We start from the raw sequence: 20,185 nt of genomic DNA, 5'->3' as shown, positions 1-20,185 counted from the left end.
TATGTTTGAAAACCGGCACAATGTTTCGATTGTGCCGGTTTTTTATTGAGCTAATTTGTCCCCATAAATTGGGGCTGTCCTATGTCTGTTGAAATTTTTCTGGCGCTTCTTGTCTTCGCCTTCGTGTCGTCTGTTACGCCAGGACCAAACAATCTCATGCTTCTGGCATCAGGCGTAAACTTTGGTTTCCGTCGTACGATCCCGCATATGCTGGGTATCGGTGCCGGATTTTTCATATTGCTGCTGGCGGTTGGTTTTGGTCTGGGTGCTTTGATTGAGACAGTACCATCATTCTATACCATCCTGAAGTTCGCCGGCGGCGCGTACATGCTTTACCTTGCCTGGAAGATTGCCATGTCGCGTTCCATCGGAGAGGCAAAACATCGGGATAAAGCTGAGCCGATGACTTTTTTACAGGCTGCAGCGTTTCAGTGGGTCAACCCCAAGGCATGGGTCATGGCGATCACAGGAATTGCCACCTATGCCAATCACGAGAACTACTATGTCGCCGTGCTTCTGGTTAGCACTGCCTTCGCGATTGTGAATTTGCCAAGCGTTTCGGTCTGGGCAGGGTTCGGCACATTGCTGCGCAACTGGCTTTCCGATCCTGTTCGATTGAAATGGTTCAACCTTATCATGGCCTTGCTGCTCGTTTTGAGCCTGTGGCCGATGCTGAAATAAAGAATGAAGAGGCGAATGATGCACCAGCTTCCAGCTTATGATGATGTGATCTCAGCCGCAAAGCAGATCGAAGGATACGCGCACCATACTCCGGTCTTCACATCGTCAACTATCGACCGTGAAACCGGCGCGCAATTCTTTTTCAAATGCGAGAACTTCCAGCGCATTGGTGCTTTTAAGTTTCGCGGAGCCTTCAATGCTCTTTCGCGGTTTACGGATGAGCAAAAGGCACGAGGGGTGCTGGCTTTTTCGTCCGGCAACCACGCGCAGGCAATTGCACTCGCAGCAAAACTGCTCGGTATTGGCGCGACTATCATCATGCCTGAGGATGCGCCGCGCATGAAACTTGACGCAACGCGAGGCTATGGCGCGAAGGTTGTCACCTATAACCGTTACGAAGAAGACCGCGATGTGATCTCGAAGCGTCTGGCCGACGAGGGTGGGCTGACCCTCATTCCGCCGTTCAACCATCCTGATATCATCGCCGGACAAGGGACTGCGACCAAGGAGTTGATCGAAGAAACCGGTCCGCTCGACGCTCTCTTCGTGTGTCTTGGCGGTGGTGGCCTGCTTGCGGGTTCGGCCCTTGCCGCGAAAGCCCTGTCGCCGGACTGTGATGTTTACGGGGTGGAGCCGGAGGCGGGAAACGACGGGCAGCAATCTTTCCGGTCTGGCAAAATAGTCCACATCGACGTGCCGAAGACCTTGGCGGATGGCGCGCAGACACAAGCCCTCGGCGACATCACCTTTGCCATTATCCGCGAAACCGTTCGCGATATTCTAGCCGTCCGCGATGATGAGTTGGTTGAAAGCATGAAATTTTTCGCCAGCCGGATGAAAATGGTGGTCGAACCTACTGGATGTCTCGCTTTTGCCGGTGCGCGACAGATGTCGTCGAAGCTGAAAGGCAAGCGTGTGGGTGTGATCGTCAGTGGCGGCAATGTCGATCTCGACAGATTTGCCGCGTTAGTTAGCACAAGCGTTTGATCACGGTTTGATCTTGTTTTCAGGCAGCGAATCCTGTCTGAAAAGATCATGCAGTTTTCACCGGAACAGGATCAGGCGCTGAAGGCCGTCGGACAATGGCTTAAAGGCGGTCGTAGCCCCATTTTCAGATTGTTCGGCTATGCGGGTACGGGCAAGACGACGCTCGCCCGCTATTTCGCCGAGCATGTGGATGGCGATGTGCAATTTGCCGCCTTTACCGGCAAAGCGGCACAGGTGTTGCGCTCTAAAGGCGCCAGCAATGCCCGCACGCTCCATTCGTTGATCTATCGCCCGCGTGGTGAAGAAGCGATTGAGGACGAAACGACAGGCAAGACTTCCATTGCACCAACCTTCTCGCTTAACCGGCAAAGCCCTGTTGCCAAGGCGGCGATGATCGTCGTGGACGAATGTTCCATGGTTGATGAAGCACTGGGGCGCGATTTGATGAGCTTCGGCACTCCGATCCTCGTTCTCGGCGATCCCGGACAGTTGCCTCCAATTTCCGGCGGTGGTTTTTTCACTGAGCACGAGCCGGATTATCTTCTGACCGAGATACATCGCCAGGCACAGGACAATCCGATCATCCGGATGGCGCTTGATGTGCGGGAAGGCCGTGAACTTCCCTATGGTGACTATGGTGCTGCGAAGGTTATCGGAAAAAGCGACGTCAATCAGGAAATGGTGCTGTCTGCTGACCAAGTGCTCGTTGGTACCAATCGGACACGGCGTCGCTACAATCAGCGCTTGCGGGAGCTGAAAGGTTTTACTGCGGATTACCCGCAGGCCGGAGATAAACTGGTCTGCCTGCGTAACGATCCTGCGAAGGGGCTTCTCAATGGTTCGCTTTGGAAGGTAATGACTTCTTCTAAGGAAACGGTGAAGCCCGGCATCAATCTTCTGGTTGCGCCGGAGGATGATGATCGCGGTGTGGCAAAGATCAAGCTGCTAAAGGCACAGTTTGAAGACCCCGACAGTGAAATTCCGTGGCAGACCAAAAAGCGCTACGACGATTTCGATTACGGTTATGCCTTGACAGTCCACAAAGCGCAGGGTTCCCAATGGGATGAAGTCGTGCTCTTCGATGAAAGTTTTGCGTTTCGTGATACGCGCGAGCGTTGGCTTTACACAGCGATCACGCGTGCGGCTGAACGTTTGACTATTGTGAAATAACTATTCGTCGGTCGGTCGGGCACCGAGCCATTCCCAGGCTTCATTTTCCTCGTCTGCTTCGAAAGCACGAAGTTCGATGGAGAGGAAAGGTTGCATGAGCGTTATGCTGGCCTGTATCCACAAGGGGCCGCCGACGATTGCATAGTGGCGGAGTTTTTTGAGGGACTTTGCGCGTATGGAGAGCATGCTCTCGGAGAAGGCAGCCGTCCAATCGACCCCTTCATAGCCGGTCAGACGGATCAGGAGGTCGATTTCTTCGTGCGTTTCGTAAGCTGCGTCGAGAAGGCCGTAGAGGTTTTCCAATGACGCATCGTCGAGATGTCCTTCGATTGCAAAAGCGAAAACGTCTTCCCGGTTCGTTGGAATGCGGCGAATGACGGGTATGTCTTCATTTCGCATTATAGACCTCCATTAGTGATCAGATTTAAACGTCGAAGCTAGGGCAATGGTTGCGTCACACCGCAAATTGATGCGAACTGGAGAACTCTGCAAACCCCGAGCGTTGTGCGCTTATTTCATGATTGGGGATTGCGGATGTGGTGTGGCGGCAAAACACTCACATTTTTTCATGGCAGGCGTTATAAAGCGGAATATTCATCCGGGAGTCTCCAATGCCTGCGAAATTATCGGTCAATCTCAACGCTGTTGCGATGCTGCGAAACCGGCGCGATTTGCCATGGCCAAGTGTTACCGGCCTGGGTCGTGTCGCTCTTGCCGCCGGTGCTGCCGGACTGACAGTGCATCCGCGCCCCGATCAGCGTCATATCCGGTTTTCCGATCTTGGTGATATACGCGCTTTGATTGACGACGAATTTCCGCAGGCAGAGTTCAATATAGAGGGCTTTCCGAGCGAGGCATTCCTTGATCTGGTGGAGAAGCATCAGCCGGAACAGGTGACGCTGGTGCCCGATGATCCAACCCAGGCGACGTCGGATCATGGTTGGGACTTTGTGTCGAAGGCTGACTTCCTGGCTCCAATTGTGGCCCGTCTGAAAGCCGGTGGAATGCGGGTGTCGCTGTTCGCCGACCCCGACCCGCTAGGTTATGAAAGCGCTGCGGCTATCGGTGTGGATCGTGTCGAGCTCTATACTGGCCCTTATGGTGCAACCTACGATGACCCCGCCGCTGCGGCACGCGAGTTGGATCGATTGGAAGAGGCTGCAAATGCAGCCGCGGCGCTAGGCCTCGCTGTTAATGCCGGACATGATCTGACAGTAGACAATCTGCCTGCACTGGTGAAACGTATTCCGCAGTTGAGAGAGGTGTCCATTGGGCACGGATTGACAGCCGATGCATTGATGTATGGAATGACGGTAACGGTCAGTCGCTACATCTCAGCCCTTGCGCAGCGTGTCGGCCAATGCGTTTAATGCATAGCTAAGATGGAAGCTGTGCAAAAAGTGCAATTGCAATCGCACGAGGCAAGCTTTAGGCGTCCGCCACTATTCATATGCGCTGGGGGCGCGATTGTATGAGGGAAGCATTGAAGCAGTTTTCTGACTCTGCTTTCCGTGCCATGGCAAGTCTGTTGATATTGCGTTCGAGCGGATTGCCGGGTTCAACCAGCACTAACAGCATGTTTAACGCTGATTTGGGCAATGGTACGGCAACAATGCTGCATTTCGCAACTTTGTGCGAATACGTTCTTTATCTCAATTCGATACCCAGTGATTCCGGCCAGAATCTTTTCAGGAAGTTGCGAGGTGCCTGCACATGAGCGGCGAGCTAAATGGCAAAGATACGCCGATAGAGGCCGCTGTGCCTGCTTCCAGTTCTTCTGAAACCGCCGCTTTTGCAGAAGATACCGAACAGCACAATGAGAGCATGAAGACTTTGGTACTTGGCGCTCTGGGGGTTGTCTACGGGGACATCGGCACTAGCCCTATCTATGCTTTTCGCGAAGCCCTCCACGCAGCGGCAAGTGATGGTATTCTCGCTCGCAGCGACATTCTGGGTGTTGTTTCGCTGATCTTCTGGGCGCTTACACTGGTTGTGACCATCAAATACGTGCTGTTTGTTCTGCGTGCCGACAATAACGGCGAGGGCGGTATCCTTTCCCTGATGGCTCTTGTCAGAGGTGCACTGAAGGGGAGGCCTGACCTGATCCTCGGCGTGGGCATCTGCGGTGCGGCGCTGTTCTTCGGCGATGCGGTTATTACGCCCGCAATCTCGGTTCTATCGGCAATGGAAGGTCTTGAGATCGTCGCACCAGACTTAACGCCTTTCGTGGTTCCCATAACTGTCGTTATTCTCGTGACACTGTTTTCGGTGCAAAAGCTAGGCACGGGAAAAGTTGCCATTGTCTTCGGGCCGATCATGGCATTGTGGTTCTTGGCGCTGGGCGCGTCGGGCCTTTGGCATATTTTCGATGATCCGACTGTTATGGTGGCGCTCAATCCATATTATGCGGTGCGCTTCCTGACAGTTAGTCCCAGTGTAGCGTTCATCACCGTCGGTGCCGTGTTCCTCGCAATGACAGGCGCCGAAGCTCTCTACGCTGATCTCGGTCATTTCGGGCGTAAGCCGATCGTGCGTGCATGGTTGTGGATCGTGTTCCCATGTCTGCTGCTCAACTATTTCGGGCAGGCTGCATTCATTCTTTCACATGGTGAAGCGGCGGCATTGCCATTCTTTCAGATGATGCCCAGTTTTGCTCTTTTGCCCATTGTTCTGTTGGCGACGGCGGCGACCGTTATCGCCAGTCAGGCCGTGATCACGGGCGCTTATTCAGTGGCGCGCCAGGCAGTTCAGCTCAACATTCTACCGCGTCTCGAAATCCAGCACACCTCGGAAAAGCTGCATGGGCAGATCTATATTCCGCGCGTGAACCTGCTTTTGGGGCTGGCGGTGGTTATTCTGGTGCTCGGGTTCGAGAAGTCCAGCAATCTGGCCGCAGCATATGGCATTGCCGTCACTGGCAACATGCTGGTAACCACGGTACTTCTCTATATCGTGATGACCCGGATCTGGAACTGGCGTGTGAGCCGCGCACTGCCGATCATTCTGGGTTTTCTCGTTATTGACGTGATGTTCTTCGGCGCGAATATCATCAAGGTCCATGAGGGCGGATGGGCTTCGATCAGTATCGCTGCCGTACTCGTCCTCATTATGTGGACGTGGGTGCGTGGAACGCGGCATCTCTTTAACAAGACCCGCAAGGCTGAAGTGCCGCTTGATCTCATCGTCCAGCAGATGACCAAGCGCCCGCCAACCATCGTTCCGGGCACGGCAGTGTTTCTCACCGGCGACCCAAAAAGTGCTCCAACCGCCCTCATGCACAGCCTGAAACATTATAAGGTTCTGCACGAAAACAACGTCATACTAACGGTCGTGACCGCCTCAAGGCCATGGGTTTCCAGTGCTGATCGCGCACGTGTCTCCCAATATAACGAGCGCTTTATGCAGGTAACGCTCACTTTCGGCTATATGCAGCAGCCGAACATTCCGCGAGCACTTGGCATCTGTCGCAAGCTTGGCTGGAAGTTCGACATCATGACGACATCTTTCTTCCTGTCTCGCCGGTCACTCAAAGCATCTGCCCATTCAGGCTTGCCGCTCTGGCAGGACAAGCTGTTTATTCTGCTCGCCCGAACCGCTTCCGACGCGACAGAATATTTCCAGATTCCGACTGGCCGCGTGGTGGAAATTGGAACGCAGGTAAATCTGTAAACACGCCTGAATGACAGTTTTAAAAAGCGCTTTTCCGTTTTCGGGAAAGCGCTTTTTTGCACATGTTTCGATGAAAGTTACTTTTGCGGGAGTCGATTGCAATTCTCGAAAACATGCTTGACCGCTGATGAGACAGCAATTATGAATTAGGAACCGTACCGTACGGTACAAGGTGGAGGAAAGACCCGTGACTGATAACAGCGACGAATTGCAGGCTCAGAAGCAGCAGGCTCTTTCGCCGCGTCAGAACGATGTTCTGGAGCAGGCGTTGCGCCTTCTAGTGGAAGGCGGAGACCGCGCTTTGACGACGGCAAGCATTGCGCGTGCCGCCAACTGCTCGAAGGAAAGCCTCTACAAATGGTTTGGTGATCGGGATGGCTTGCTGACGGCGATGGTTCGCTGGCAGGCATCCAAGGTCCGTGTGGTGCCACTGACCCGTGAGAAGCTGGACGCGGAATCTCTTTTCTCTAGTCTGGAGCATTTTGCACGTGACTGGCTGCTGGTGCTGTCGGGAAAAACGTCGATTGCCCTGAACCGACTGGCTGTGAGCCATGCAGCGTCCAGCAAATCGACATTGGGTGATATCGTTCTGGCTAACGGTCCGGTGGCCATGGCACAGCGCCTCAAGCCCATTCTTCATATGGGGCAGGAGGCCCGTTTGCTGGTCTTCGACGATATAGATGAGGCATTTCGCACGTTTTTCGGACTTGTCGTCCGGGACATGCAAATACGGTTGCTGCTTGGCGACCGTCTGGAACTGACTGACGACGTGGTCATCCGGGACGCCCGGCGCGCCACCAAGCAGTTTTTTGCCCTATACGGGGCCTAATCACATCGGTGGACGCAAGAAAGCCGAAGAACAATCTGAACGAAGGGAAAAAGGAAATGCGCGTTTACTACGATCGGGATGCAGACGTTAACCTGATCAAGTCGAAGAAGGTGGTTATCGTCGGTTATGGCAGCCAGGGCCGCGCCCATGCGCTGAACCTCAAGGATTCCGGCGCCGCCAACGTGCGTGTTGCCCTTCGTGACGGTTCTGCGACCGCGAAGAAGGCACAGGCTGACGGCTTTGAAGTGATGAACGTTGCCGATGCCGCCAAGTGGGCTGATCTTATGATGATGGCAACCCCTGACGAGCTGCAGGCTGACATCTACAAAGAGCACATTCACGACAATCTTCGTGATGGCGCAGCTATCGCTTTCGCTCACGGCCTCAATGTGCATTTCGGCCTCATCGAGCCGAAGAAATCGGTTGATGTGGTCATGATCGCACCGAAAGGCCCGGGCCATACGGTTCGCGGCGAGTACCAGAAGGGCGGCGGCGTTCCGTGCCTTATCGCCATTCATCAGGATGCCTCGGGCAATGCGCATGATCTGGCTCTCTCCTACGCTTCGGGCGTTGGCGGCGGTCGTTCAGGCGTTATCGAAACCACCTTCAAGGAAGAGTGCGAAACTGACTTGTTCGGTGAACAGGCTGTTCTTTGCGGCGGCGTTGTCGAACTGATCCGCACCGGCTTTGAAGTTCTGGTTGAAGCCGGTTATGCGCCGGAAATGGCTTACTTTGAGTGCCTGCACGAAATGAAGCTAATCGTGGATCTGATCTACGAAGGTGGCATCGCCAACATGAACTACTCGATCTCGAACACTGCCGAATGGGGCGAATACGTTACCGGCCCGCGCATTATCACTGCCGAAACGAAGGCTGAAATGAAGCGCGTCCTGAAAGACATTCAGACCGGCAAGTTCACGTCGGACTGGATGCAGGAGTGGAAGGCAGGCGGTGCTCGCTTCAAGGGTATCCGTCGTCTCAACGATGCTCACCAGATCGAAGAAGTCGGCGGCAAGTTGCGCGCCATGATGCCTTGGATCGAAAAGAACAAGTTGGTCGACAAGGCTCGCAACTAAAATCAGTGAGCTTCAGGTTCTGGTCGCCTGCGGGCGCAAGAGCCGAGTATCGTCTGATTATGAAACTCTGCGAAGCTTGAAAAGAGGGGGCGTTTCTTACGCCCCCTTCATTCATAGTGCGTTTTGACGAGGTCAATCGTGAGCATGTTGCGAACAAAAAGAACGCGAATCCTGCGCCAGTTTTTTCGTTTCGTGCACTTTTAAGGCCAAAACAATTCCGAATATCTTTATTCCATAGAAGCATGGGAAAAGCTGTTCTCGTCTGCCGAAAATTGCGCTAGAGCTTCACATCCAATAGCGAAGTTTTGAGGAGACTTAGCTATTACAAGTTCCGTAAGATGTACGGATAGTCTAATTGAGGAGATTTCCCGTGTTGGACTGGGAAAATGTTTTTGCAACGCGCTCGAAACGTATGCGCGCATCGGAAATCCGCGAACTATTGAAGCTTCTGGAACGTCCAGATATTATTTCGTTTGCGGGTGGTATTCCTGATCCGGCGCTTTTCCCGCACGAGGAATTCCAGGCGGCCTATCAGGATATTCTTACCGGCCCTGAGGCTAATGCTGCGCTGCAATATTCCGTTTCGGAAGGTTATAAGCCGTTGCGCACCTGGCTCGTCAGTGAGCTTGCGAAGATCGGCATTCCCTGCACGGAAGACAATGTTTTCATCACATCGGGTTCGCAGCAGGCTCTTGATTATCTGGGCAAGCTGTTTTTGTCGCCCGCCGACACGGCGCTCGTGACCGCGCCTACGTACCTTGGCGCACTGCAGGCTTTTAACGCTTATGAGCCGAACTACGATACGCTGGCGATCAATGGCAATCGTACTCCTGCGTCCTACGCCGAAGCCGCCAAGAAAGCTGGTGGTCAGGTGAAGTTCGCTTATCTGTCTGCCGATTTCAGCAACCCAACAGGAGAAACGGTCGATCTTGCAGGTCGTGAAAAATTGCTCGGCCAGGCGGACGAACTTGACATTCCTGTAATCGAAGATGCCGCCTATCAGTATCTTCGCTACAATGGCGATGCGATTTCGCCGATCCTGGCGCTCGATATTGCCCGAAACGGTGGTGACATAGAGAAAACCCGTACCATCTATTGCGGCTCTTTCTCGAAGACGCTGGCTCCGGGGTTGCGCGTCGGCTATGTGGTTGCGTCGAAGCCTGTTATTCGCAAGCTGGTTCTCATGAAGCAGGCTGCTGATCTTCATTCGTCCACTATCAACCAGATCGCTATTCAACGTGTCGCGACCAATGGCTTTGATGTTCAGGTGGCAAAGCTGCACAAGGTTTATAAGCACCGTCGCGACAAGATGCTCGAAGCGCTAGCGAAATATATGCCGGAGACCGCAAGCTGGACGAAACCTGAAGGGGGTATGTTCATCTGGGTCACGCTGCCCGAAGGTATGGATGGTGCCGCATTGCTCGCTGCATCCATTGATAGCGAGAAAGTGGCGTTTGTTCCGGGGCGGGCATTTTTTGCCGACGGTAGTGGTGTCAATACATTGCGTCTCAGCTATTCTTGCGCCAACGACGAGATGATTGATGAAGGTATCAAACGGCTAGGCCGGTTGATACGGACCCATACGAAATCTGTTGCAGCCTGAGTTCGTGGGAGTAATTAGCCGGGTGCAGGCCCGGCTTTTTTCCTACTGGAATGGCGAATTGCAGCCAGTCCTCGGACCAGCCAGCGGTTGGAATGTGTTGTCGGATGTCCGGTAGCTGCGATAGCGGTTCGAGCACCACTGGATATGATTGCTGCTTGGTCGCGCACCGGCGGTTGGCGGCTGCATCGTGCGTCGATATTGCAGTGCGTCGCCGTTCTTGTAGTTTAATACGCCGTGCTCGGTAATATAAGTTCCACTCTCCCGGCAAAGCGTTGAGCCGTAGCAGTTGCGAGCGGTCGGATCTGTGCGATTCGCGCCTGCCTGACCGCCGATAATCAACGGTCCGCTCGGTTTCAACGAGGGAAGATACTGGCTGTTGCGCAGTTCGACGGCTGAAGCTGCACTCGCAATGCCTGCAACGAACAGTCCTGTCAGTATCGTCAGGCGCAAAACCTTTCGCATCGTTTGGGCTCGCTTCAATCAACCGTCCCCCAATATATGGGTATAATTTACACCCATGTCACCGCTTCGGCAGAAATTTATTCGTTTCAGAAATCATCCTCTTGCCAATCGACCGGCAAGCAGAGAGATTGCGGATACATGTTTACCATCGCTACCTTCAATGTCGAAAATCTGATGCGTCGGTTCGATTTTTCCGGCTTTCGCAACGAATTGCATCAGGATCGCACCTTGCAACTATTCGAAATCAACGATGAGGCGCAGTATCGCCTTCTCGAGCAGGCGCGCACCGTGGCGCACGCAGACGATACGCGCCAGATGACGGCGCTCGCCATTGCCGAAACGCGTGCCGATATTCTTTGCCTACAGGAGGTGGACAATCTCTCGGCTCTCAATGCCTTCGAGTATGGCTATCTTTTCAAGATGATAGGGCATGGCTTCCGGCATAAATATCTCATAGACGGCAATGACAGTCGTGGCATCGATGTCGCCGTTATGATGCGTGACACGACGCGGGACGGGCAGCCTATAGAGGTCGACGAAGTCACGAGCTATGCCTATGTAACTTATAATGATTTTGGCCTGTATGAGCCGGTTCTCGCTGAACTGGGGATTCAGCCCCATGATCGCGTTTTCAAGCGGGATTGTCTGAATGTGGATTTTCGCGTCGCAGGAAAGCCCATATCGCTTTTCGTGACTCATATGAAATCAATGTCGGGCGCGCGCAACGGGTTTGATGGACGGACCTCTTCGCTTCCTGTGCGGCGCGCGGAGGCAAGAGCAATACGCCGCATTATCGAGAACAAGTTCGGGCCTTCAAAGGCCGCGGAACTGCGCTGGCTGATTTGCGGTGACTTCAATGATTACCGTGAGCGGATCGTTATCGACGGCGACGAATGGAACGGCTATCAGTTCACGCCTATGGTTGAAGAAGAAAGTGCGCTCGACGCGCTTTTAGGGGATGGTTTCGCCGTCAATCTGGTCGAGCGCCGCCCCGTTATGGATCGCTGGACGCTATACCATACGCGCGGGCCACAAGAGCGTCACCTTTGCCAACTGGATTACATCATGGCTTCTCCTTCATTCGCGGAGAAGAATGGGAAGGCGGTTCCAAATATCATCCGGCGCGGCCAGCCCTGGCGCACAATATTTCCGCCCGACCAGCAGGTCGACCGTTATCCGCGAACCGGGTGGGATCGCCCGAAGGCGAGCGATCACTGCCCGGTCGCAGTGACATTAAACATGGTCTGAGCGATGAATAAGGTTCGGGAGAATACCGTCCACATTATCGATAGTGCCTATGTTCGGGTGCTACCCGGTCCGTTACCTTATACCGTGGAGAATAAGGACGCGATAGCTTCGAACTGGACACGTGAGCAGGTGGCGAACCCCACTTTGTTCGATGGTGAATTCTATCTGGCGACTAAAGCTGAATTGACAGGCGGTGCTTTTAAGGCTGATTTCCAACGTACCAGCTTTGCGACGCTGATGCATTGGCGACGTGACAGCTCGCAGGAACGTCCGTGGCACATTTTCGGTGTCGGTGTAATTGTCTCACGTGAAGGACATTTGATTGCTGGACGCATGAGCGCACAGAGTGCGGGAGCAGGAAGGGTTTATTTTCCGGCAGGCTCGGTGGATGATAATGACATTGTCGATGGTTATGTCGATTATGACGCCAATCGGCGACGGGAGGTTCGCGAGGAAACAGGACTTGATCTTCTGGATGCGTTTGCGGAGCAGCAGATCAATCTCGTGACTGGAAACCGTAGCATAGCGTTGTTCCGCCGTTATTATTTTGACGTGCCATCAACGAGGCTGGTATCGCGGATTGAACAACACCTTTCTGCGGAGGAAGAGCCGGAGTTATCGGAGATCATACCGGTAAAAGCGGCAGGCGCGATGGGAGAAGCCACCCCATCGTATGTGCGAGCTTTTGCCGATTGGCATTTCAATAATCGCTAAACTTGGTCGGACTTACAGATGACAGCGGCGCGAAATTAGCTATGCTCGCATATAATGCGACGTATGAGACATTAGATTGAAATCGGCCAGGCCGTCGATTTTGTGAGTAGGTCGAGGGAGAATGAGGAATGAGTGAGGCCGCCGTTTCCGGCAGATTTTATGAGGTTTTCGACGTTTTCGCCGACAAGGCTCTGGCTGGAAATCCGCTGGCTGTCGTCCATGATAGCGCAGGTTTGACCGACACGCACATGCAGGCCGTCGCACGCGAGTTTAATCTTTCCGAGACGGTGTTCATTTTTCCGCCGAGCAATCCCGCGCACGAAGCGGCGGTACGCATCTTTACACCTGATTACGAACTTCCCTTTGCCGGGCACCCGACCGTAGGGGCTGCTGTATCGCTGGCTCGACGTCGAAAAACCGGTGACGGAATGGACAGGCTCGTTGCTTTGGAAGAAAAAGTTGGCATCGTGCGCTGCGGCGTTATGCTCGGCGAAAATAGCGCATTTGCCGAATTCGATCTGCCTCGCTTGCCAGAGCGAGTTGACGTCAAGGTCGAGAGAGAGGAGGCAGCTGCCGCGATCGGTCTCGGCACGCATGAAATTGGGTTCGAGAACCATACACCTGCCGTCTGGAGTGCAGGCACGCCCTATCTGCTCATACCGGTTCATAATCTGATTGCGGCGGCAAAAGTGTCTATTGATCCAGTTTATGTGAGCGAAAGTCTGCCGCATGTCGATGGTCGGGCTTTGCCGATCTATGTTTATTGTCGCGAAACAATTCTGTTCGACAGTCATTTCCATGCGCGCATGTTTGTAACTGGCGCCAATGTCTACGAAGATCCAGCCACGGGGTCGGCTGCTGCCGCCTTTGCAGGCATGATCCAGAAGAATGACAAGCCTGTTGACGGCAGTTCGCAGTGGTGGATCGAACAGGGAATGGAGATGGGGCGACCTTCGCGCATTCGCCTTGAGCTGGACGTTGCAAGGCAACAGCTCACAGGAGCCCGGATCGGAGGTACGGCAGTGAAGATCGCGGAAGGGCGTTTGTTCGTCTGATAAATTAGCCCTGCTTGTGTTTTGATTACGGTCAAAGCTGGGACGCCGCCCTATGTTAGTTTATCGGTGAATAGGCAAACGGCGGAGGCGAGCCATGATAATTAGGCAAATGTCGGAATACGATATCCGGGACATGATACAGCACACCCATCTGGGGCGGCTGGCATATGTTCTCGATAATCACCCGTTTATAGTACCACTCAGTTTCCGGTTCAGCGGCGGTTCACTCTACTCCTTTACTACTGACGGGCAGAAGACTGAAGCCATGCGCAAGAACGATGCGGTTTGTATCCTTTTTGATCGTATAGATTCTCGGACCAAATGGCGCACTGTGGTGCTGACTGGTCATTATCGGGAGATCGAACTTGAGGATGAGAAGAACTCGATTGTCGCACTTATGGCGTCGGAACCGACATGGTGGGAACCAGCATACATCAAGACGATTGGGAATGACGGAAAAGAACGCAAACTTGATCCGATCTTCTTCCGTATCGATATCGACAGTGCAACAGGTCACCAAGCTGGTTGACAACGAAGAAGGCCCGATATTCGGGCCTTTTCGATGTTGCTTTATTTTACGACCAGAACCGGTGTGTTGCCGCGAGTCAGGACTTCATAGGTCTGACTGCCGAGCAGCATTCCTTTCAGTCCACGACGACCGTGGGACGCCATGACGATGAGATCGTTGCCCAGTTCTTTGGCTGTCTCAATGATGGATGTAGCCGGATGAGAGGCAACTTCATGCAGCGTATGAACTTCGACTTCAGCTCCAGCCGCCAGCTCGCGAGCGCGGGCGAGGGATCTATCGGCATAGTCGTTCCATTCTTGTTCGAAACGCTCGATGAAGGCAGGGCTATCGGTCCAGCCACCAGGAAGCCCTGAAACTGAATAGGGGGCGGTCACAGTCAGTACTGTGACCTTCGCACCCACTGTACGCGCCAGATTGAATGCGTGAAGGAGCCCGCGCTCCGCAAACTCTGACCCATCGGTTGTTACGAGAATATTCTTGTACATGCTGCCCTCGCTATTGCTTTTCTATTTATAAGCTAATGCGATAAAGAGCCATATCAAACCCCTTGCCTGACAAGTTGTTTAGACGGAACGGTTTTATGCCCCTTGATTGCGACGCATTTCATGCCAGTTGGATAGCGACGGTACTCAATCTCGATTGGCCGTCCCGCAGTTCATCGCGCATCGAAGATGATGCCGAACGCATAAAGCTTCAGAAAGAAGAGCTGCTCAAGCTTTTCGACGAGGCATCCGAGCATGGTATCAATGCTGTCATCTTTCAGGTTTCGCCGACCGCTGATGCATTTTACCAGTCATCCTATTTGCCGTGGTCATCCTATCTGACGGGAACACTCGGAAAAGATCCCGGCTTTGATCCGCTAAAGTTTGCAATTGAGGAGGCGCATAAGCGCGGCATAGAACTGCATGCTTGGCTTAATCCCTATCGTGTCTCGATGGATACCAAGCCGTCTACCCGCAAGGAATTGCGGAATTCTTCAAACGAGTCGCCGGTCAGCGTTTTCAAGTCCCATCCCGAATGGGTCGGTGTTTCAGCCGACCGTTATGTCCTCGATCCTGGTATACCGGCGGTCCGCGAATGGGTGACAAATGTAACGGCAGAGGTCGTGCAGAAGTATGATGTCGATGGCATTCAGTTTGATGATTACTTCTACTACGAAACCGCAGCGTCGAAACTCGACGACGACAAATCATACGCGCAGTTTGGCACACGCTTTTCAAGCAAATACGAGTGGCGTCGTTACAACACCCATACTCTGGTGCGGGAAATCTCGGACAAGATAAAGTCGATCAAACCAAATGTTCGTTTCGGCATCAGTCCGAGCGGTGTATGGCGCAACGCTGCGGACGACCCGCGCGGTTCTGCCACCCGTGCCGGAAAAACCAACTATGATGGAGACTTTGCCGACACTCGGCGCTGGGTGAAAGAAGGCATGATCGATTATATAGCACCGCAGATCTACTGGTCTTTTGGCCGCAAGGATGCATCTTTCGGAACAATTGCCAAATGGTGGGTCGATACGGTGCGTGGTACGAAGACCGATCTCTATATCGGTGTGGCGCTCTATCGGGCTGGTACCGGAACTACGCTTGAACCGAGTTGGCAGGCGGGTGAGGGTGTGACCGAAATCAAGCGTCAGCTAGAACTCAATGAATCTTTGCCAGAAGTGAAGGGAAGCATTCTCTTTCGCCAGGGTTTTCTATCAGATCCGAAGCTCAAAAGTGTGTCGAACTATCTGAAGAAAACGTGGGGCAAATGCAAGCCGCGGAAAACTGGCGAGAAAAATTGATGATCGACTGCTGAATTGTGACCTGTTTGATTGAAATCAAAGAGCGCCGTTTGAGCGAGTGCTAACCAACAACCGTTGCCGGTTTCCACCAGAGTCGGTGACCCGGGGTGCCGAGGCCCTACTCGAATGGCACCCCGGCTAAATCAATCTGTCGAGCGCATGAGCGCGATCTTTCCGTAACGCCGCCTATCGACAGCCAGCGGGTGCTGTCGGCGTTGCTCCCCTCTGTTTCATCAAATCAGCACCCGCGTCTTCAATAATCTTGTACTTTAGTTATTCTTGATTCTAATCAAAGCGAACAATTGTGACCGTGGTAGAGCGATGCCAACCGGGAGTTTGCGTTTCTCGATCGCTTCCCCCCAATTCACCGGTTGCTAAATGAAAAGGTAGTTCCATATCCTCTCAAGAAGGTTCTGGCTGAAGCTGGAGGCGGGGCGGGGATAATGAAACCCTTTGCAGACAGTGACCGCTTGCTGGTGCTTCATTTGAAGACGGTATTGTGACGACGATGGCAATGAGGGTGTTTCAATATGGCTTTCAACCGTAAGCAATGGATACTGGCTGGAGCGATTATCGTCCTTGCCGCAGGTGGTTACTATGCCTGGAAAGCGTTAAGTGGCGATGGATTGTCGGAAGGTATCGCTAAGGGTAACGGTCGCATTGAAGCCGTTGAAATTGATATTTCGACGAAGAGCCCGGGGCGTATTCGCGAGATTCTCGCGGATGAGGGCGATTTCGTGCAAGCAAATGATATCCTCGCACGGATGGACACGGATCAGCTGGAAAGCCAGCGCAAGCAGGCTGAGGCACAATTGCGCCGGGCGGAGATTGGTATCGAGACGGCGCGCAGTCTGGTTACGCAGCGCGAGGCCGAACGTACGGCTGCGGAAGCCACCGTCGCGCAGCGAGAGGCGCAGTTGGACGCTGCACAGCGCCGCCTGGCGCGCTCCCAGCAATTGACGCAATCGCGTACGGTTTCTCAGCAAGTTCTGGACGATGATCGCGCAACGGCACAGGGCGCAGGAGCTGCTGTCGGTGCAGCCAAGGCGCAGCTTGCAGCCACGGAGGCAGCCATTGGGGCTGCGAAGGCGCAGGTCGTGGATGCCGAAGCATCGGTTGAGGCCGCCAAGGCGGCAATCGCAAGTATTGAGGCCGATATCAATGACGCCACTTTGAGAGCGCCGAAGCCGGGACGCGTTCAATATCGCGTCGCTCAACCGGGTGAGGTCCTTTCCGCAGGCGGGCGGGTGCTTAACCTTGTAGACGTCAGCGACGTTTACATGACCTTCTTCCTGCCAACGGCGCAGGCCGGGCGAGTGGCCATCGGTGCTGATGCCCGGATCGTTCTTGATGCTGCGCCGCAATATGTCATTCCTGCAAAAATAAGTTTTGTCGCTGATGTGGCCCAGTTTACGCCGAAGACTGTTGAAACGGAGGAAGAGCGACAGAAGCTGATGTTCCGTGTGAAAGCAAAAATCCCGCAAGAACTGCTTCAAAAATATATCCAGCAAGTGAAAACAGGGTTGCCGGGCATGGCTTATGTCAAGCTTGATCCCAATGCCGAGTGGCCGAAGAATCTTGCGGAAACCGTGAAATGAACGATCGAGTCAAAGCTGGTGCCAAAGAAGACAGCTTTGTCGTTCAGGCGCGAGATGTCGGGCTGTCCTATGGGAAAACCCGAGCTCTGCGAGAGATCAAGCTCGATATTCCTGCCGGTTGCATGGTTGGGCTAATTGGACCTGACGGGGTGGGCAAGTCGAGCCTTTTATCATTGGTCGCCGGAGCGCGAACGATGCAGCAGGGCCACATAAAAGTTCTTGGCGGTGATATTTCGGATAAGCGCCATCTTCAATCTGCTTATCCTCGTATCGCTTATATGCCGCAAGGGCTTGGGAAAAACCTATATCCCACGCTTTCGGTGTTTGAGAACATCGATTTTTTCGGGCGATTGTTCGGGCATAATCGAAAAGAGCGCGAGCGTCGCATCACCGATCTTCTGGTACGCACGGGGATGTCGGCTTTCGCGGATCGCCCCGCCGGCAAGTTATCAGGCGGGATGAAGCAGAAGACCAGTCTCTGCTGCTCGCTTATCCACGATCCTGACTTGCTTATACTTGATGAGCCAACGACCGGTGTTGACCCTCTTTCCCGGCGCCAGTTCTGGGAACTGATTGACGACATCCGTAAGGATCGACCCGGAATGAGTGTCATCGTCGCCACAGCCTATATGGAAGAGGCCGAACGTTTTGACTGGCTGGTCGCTATGAATAGCGGACAGATTCTGGCGACAGGTTCACCGCAAGAGTTGCTGCAACGTACCAATACTCCGAATCTCGATGCGGCTTTCATCGCGCTTCTGCCGGAAGAGTTGCGGAAAGGCCATCATGATATCGAAATTCCACACCGCGATTTCGGTGCCGATGCTGAAATCGCGATTGAAGCAGAACATGTCACTGTTCGATTCGGCAATTTTACTGCGGTGAACGATGTAAGCTTTCGAATTGCGCGTGGTGAAATCTTTGGGTTTCTGGGGTCTAACGGTTGCGGCAAGACCACCACCATGAAGGTTTTGACCGGGTTGTTACCCGCCAGTGAGGGAACGGCGCGGCTATTCGGGCGCGAGGTTGATCCCAAGGATATCGATATCCGCCGCCATGTCGGATATATGTCGCAGGCGTTTTCGCTCTATTCGGAGTTGACTGTTCACCAGAATCTGGAACTCCATGCTAAATTGTTTGATATGGCACCGGTATTGACCGCACGCCGTATCAAGGAATTGACCGAACGCTTTGATCTTATTGAGGTCATGGATTCCTTACCTGACGCCTTGCCGCTCGGTATCCGCCAGCGCTTGTCGCTGGCTGTAGCGTTGATCCATTCGCCTGATATTCTCATTCTTGATGAGCCGACATCTGGTGTGGACCCGGTCGCTCGTGACGCTTTCTGGCAAATTCTTGCTGATCTGTCGCGTAAGGACAATGTGACCATCTTCGTTTCTACCCATTTTATGAACGAAGCGGAGCTTTGCGACCGGATTTCGCTGATGCATGCCGGTAAGGTTTTGATTAGCGACACGCCGAAGGCGATTACGGAAAGTCGCCATACCGAAACTCTGGAAGAGGCCTTCGTTGCATATCTTCAGGACGCTATTGGCGAGACAGGACAGTCAGCGCCATCGCCTGCAATCCTTCCAGAACAGACGACACAGGCAGATGAAACGCATCCAAAGAAGGCCTCAAGTTGGTTACCGGATCTGCGGCGAATGTTGGCTTACACAAGGCGTGAAGCTCTGGAACTGAAACGCGATCCAATCCGTGCAACGCTGGCTATTTTGGGCAGCGTTATCCTGATGTTCGTCATCGGTTATGGCATTAACCTGGACGTCGAGGATCTGAAATTTGCGGTACTGGACCGTGACGATACGACGATCAGCCGTGACTATACGCAGCAGATTGCAGGTTCGCGCTATTTCTCTGAACAGCCTCCTATAACCGACTATGACGATCTGGATCGGCGAATGCGTGATGGCGAAATCAGTCTGGCTATCGAGATCCCGCCCAATTTCGGCGCAGATGTCATGCGCGGACGCCCGGTGGAAGTTGCCGCGTGGATTGACGGGGCGATGCCAACCCGAGCCGAGACGATCAAGGGCTATGTTCAGGGCATGCATGCCAACTGGCTGACGCAAAAAGCCCGCGAGCTGTATGGTCGTGCGGCGAGCGTTGGCAGCTTCAATCTGGAGATACGCTACCGTTATAATCCCGATGTGCAGAGCCTCGTGGCAATGGTGCCGGCGGTGATTCCGCTGCTGCTTCTCATGATCCCCGCCATGCTGGCGGTGTTAAGCGTGGTTCGCGAAAAGGAACTGGGCTCAATCATCAATTTTTACGTGACGCCCGTGACGAAGTTCGAGTTTCTGTTCGGCAAGCAGTTGCCCTATATCGGGCTGGCATTTCTGAACTTCCTCATGCTGACTGCCTTTGCTGTGTTTATTTTCCAGGTGCCGTTTACAGGAAGTTTTCCAACTTATGCGCTGGCGGCGTTGCTTTACGTCACGATTGCGACCGGTATGGGGCTGGTACTGTCTACATTCATGAACAGCCAGATAGCCGCGATCTTCGGAACGGCTCTTCTGACACTCATCCCGGCTGTTCAATACTCAGGTATCATTGATCCCGTATCGTCTCTGCAAGGCGCAGGCGCGTTCATCGGTAAAATCTATCCGACGACCTATTTTGTGACCATTTCACGCGGGGTTTTCTCCAAGGCGTTGGGATTTGCCGACCTTGCTAGTTCGTTTTTGCCGTTGCTGATCGCGGTGCCAGTACTCATGGTGCTGGCTATCGTTCTCCTCAAGAAACAGGCGAGCTAAG

General features: G+C 53.6%; 18 protein-coding genes. 15 read left to right on the top strand and 3 right to left on the bottom strand.

Annotated features, from left to right (window positions below):
- Positions 1-81: 81 nt before the first annotated feature.
- The 3 genes from FJQ48_RS17575 to FJQ48_RS17565 are packed head-to-tail and all read left to right on the top strand — an operon-like array spanning position 82 to position 2,838.
- Positions 82-681: a LysE family translocator gene (locus FJQ48_RS17575; protein WP_139976200.1), complete on the top strand. Its 600-nt coding sequence runs from the start codon at positions 82-84 to the stop codon at positions 679-681.
- Positions 682-699: 18 nt separating this feature from the next.
- Positions 700-1,668, top strand: a complete 969-nt coding sequence (locus tag FJQ48_RS17570; RefSeq protein ID WP_139976342.1) for a threo-3-hydroxy-L-aspartate ammonia-lyase — start codon at positions 700-702, stop codon at positions 1,666-1,668.
- Positions 1,669-1,716: 48 nt separating this feature from the next.
- Positions 1,717-2,838, top strand: a complete 1,122-nt coding sequence (locus tag FJQ48_RS17565) for an ATP-dependent RecD-like DNA helicase (RefSeq protein ID WP_139976199.1) — start codon at positions 1,717-1,719, stop codon at positions 2,836-2,838.
- On the opposite strand, the gene FJQ48_RS17560 is transcribed toward FJQ48_RS17565, so the two are convergent.
- Complete coding sequence (locus FJQ48_RS17560) at positions 2,839-3,237, bottom strand: STAS/SEC14 domain-containing protein (RefSeq protein WP_139976198.1); 399 nt, start codon at positions 3,235-3,237, stop codon at positions 2,839-2,841.
- Positions 3,238-3,449: 212 nt separating this feature from the next.
- Here FJQ48_RS17560 and FJQ48_RS17555 point away from each other — a divergent pair, with 212 nt between their 5' ends.
- From FJQ48_RS17555 to FJQ48_RS17535, 5 genes are all read left to right on the top strand, one after another.
- On the top strand, positions 3,450-4,208 hold the full coding sequence (locus FJQ48_RS17555) for a pyridoxine 5'-phosphate synthase (protein WP_139976197.1): 759 nt from the start codon (positions 3,450-3,452) through the stop codon (positions 4,206-4,208).
- Between the two features lie 343 nt (positions 4,209-4,551).
- The gene (locus tag FJQ48_RS17550) at positions 4,552-6,507 is read left to right on the top strand and encodes a potassium transporter Kup (protein ID WP_139976196.1); all 1,956 of its coding nucleotides are present in this window, start codon (positions 4,552-4,554) and stop codon (positions 6,505-6,507) included.
- A gap of 187 nt (positions 6,508-6,694) precedes the next feature.
- Complete coding sequence (locus FJQ48_RS17545) at positions 6,695-7,336, top strand: TetR/AcrR family transcriptional regulator (protein ID WP_139976195.1); 642 nt, start codon at positions 6,695-6,697, stop codon at positions 7,334-7,336.
- A gap of 56 nt (positions 7,337-7,392) precedes the next feature.
- A complete protein-coding gene (gene ilvC, locus FJQ48_RS17540) occupies positions 7,393-8,412 on the top strand; it encodes a ketol-acid reductoisomerase (RefSeq protein WP_139976194.1) in 1,020 nt (339 codons plus the stop codon).
- Positions 8,413-8,782: 370 nt separating this feature from the next.
- On the top strand, positions 8,783-10,015 hold the full coding sequence (locus FJQ48_RS17535) for a PLP-dependent aminotransferase family protein (protein WP_139976193.1): 1,233 nt from the start codon (positions 8,783-8,785) through the stop codon (positions 10,013-10,015).
- Between the two features lie 42 nt (positions 10,016-10,057).
- On the opposite strand, the gene FJQ48_RS17530 is transcribed toward FJQ48_RS17535, so the two are convergent.
- On the bottom strand, positions 10,058-10,477 hold the full coding sequence (locus FJQ48_RS17530) for a BA14K family protein (protein ID WP_139976192.1): 420 nt from the start codon (positions 10,475-10,477) through the stop codon (positions 10,058-10,060).
- Positions 10,478-10,615: 138 nt separating this feature from the next.
- Between FJQ48_RS17530 and FJQ48_RS17525 the strand changes: the two genes are divergently transcribed.
- The 4 genes from FJQ48_RS17525 to FJQ48_RS17510 all read left to right on the top strand — a co-directional run bounded on the left by FJQ48_RS17525 (position 10,616) and on the right by FJQ48_RS17510 (position 14,023).
- Positions 10,616-11,725 (top strand): endonuclease/exonuclease/phosphatase family protein, encoded by a 1,110-nt coding sequence (locus tag FJQ48_RS17525; protein ID WP_139976191.1) that lies wholly within the window; start codon positions 10,616-10,618, stop codon positions 11,723-11,725.
- A gap of 3 nt (positions 11,726-11,728) precedes the next feature.
- A complete protein-coding gene (locus FJQ48_RS17520) occupies positions 11,729-12,439 on the top strand; it encodes an NUDIX hydrolase (protein ID WP_139976190.1) in 711 nt (236 codons plus the stop codon).
- Between the two features lie 128 nt (positions 12,440-12,567).
- A complete protein-coding gene (locus FJQ48_RS17515) occupies positions 12,568-13,494 on the top strand; it encodes a PhzF family phenazine biosynthesis protein (protein WP_139976189.1) in 927 nt (308 codons plus the stop codon).
- A gap of 94 nt (positions 13,495-13,588) precedes the next feature.
- Positions 13,589-14,023 carry a pyridoxamine 5'-phosphate oxidase family protein gene (locus FJQ48_RS17510; protein WP_139976188.1) on the top strand — a complete coding sequence of 145 codons (435 nt, stop codon included), beginning with the start codon at positions 13,589-13,591 and terminating at the stop codon, positions 14,021-14,023.
- Positions 14,024-14,064: 41 nt separating this feature from the next.
- Here the strand turns inward: FJQ48_RS17510 and FJQ48_RS17505 are convergent, their stop codons facing one another.
- Positions 14,065-14,508, bottom strand: coding sequence for a universal stress protein (locus tag FJQ48_RS17505; protein WP_139976187.1), 444 nt, complete (start codon positions 14,506-14,508; stop codon positions 14,065-14,067).
- Positions 14,509-14,603: 95 nt separating this feature from the next.
- Between FJQ48_RS17505 and FJQ48_RS17500 the strand changes: the two genes are divergently transcribed.
- The 3 genes from FJQ48_RS17500 to rbbA all read left to right on the top strand — a co-directional run bounded on the left by FJQ48_RS17500 (position 14,604) and on the right by rbbA (position 20,184).
- Positions 14,604-15,812: a glycoside hydrolase family 10 protein gene (locus FJQ48_RS17500; RefSeq protein WP_139976186.1), complete on the top strand. Its 1,209-nt coding sequence runs from the start codon at positions 14,604-14,606 to the stop codon at positions 15,810-15,812.
- A gap of 530 nt (positions 15,813-16,342) precedes the next feature.
- Entirely contained in the window at positions 16,343-17,410 is a 1,068-nt protein-coding gene (locus FJQ48_RS17495) for an HlyD family efflux transporter periplasmic adaptor subunit (RefSeq protein WP_139976185.1), read from the top strand.
- Complete coding sequence (gene rbbA, locus FJQ48_RS17490) at positions 17,407-20,184, top strand: ribosome-associated ATPase/putative transporter RbbA (protein ID WP_139976184.1); 2,778 nt, start codon at positions 17,407-17,409, stop codon at positions 20,182-20,184. Before FJQ48_RS17495 ends, rbbA begins: the two co-directional genes overlap by 4 nt.
- Position 20,185: the final 1 nt, after the last annotated feature.

It is taken from the genome of Ochrobactrum sp. CGA5 (assembly GCF_006345815.1).
Lineage (GTDB): Bacteria > Pseudomonadota > Alphaproteobacteria > Rhizobiales > Rhizobiaceae > Brucella.
Note: the sequence above shows the minus strand (reverse complement) of the source record. Positions and strands in the feature narration are given on the sequence as shown.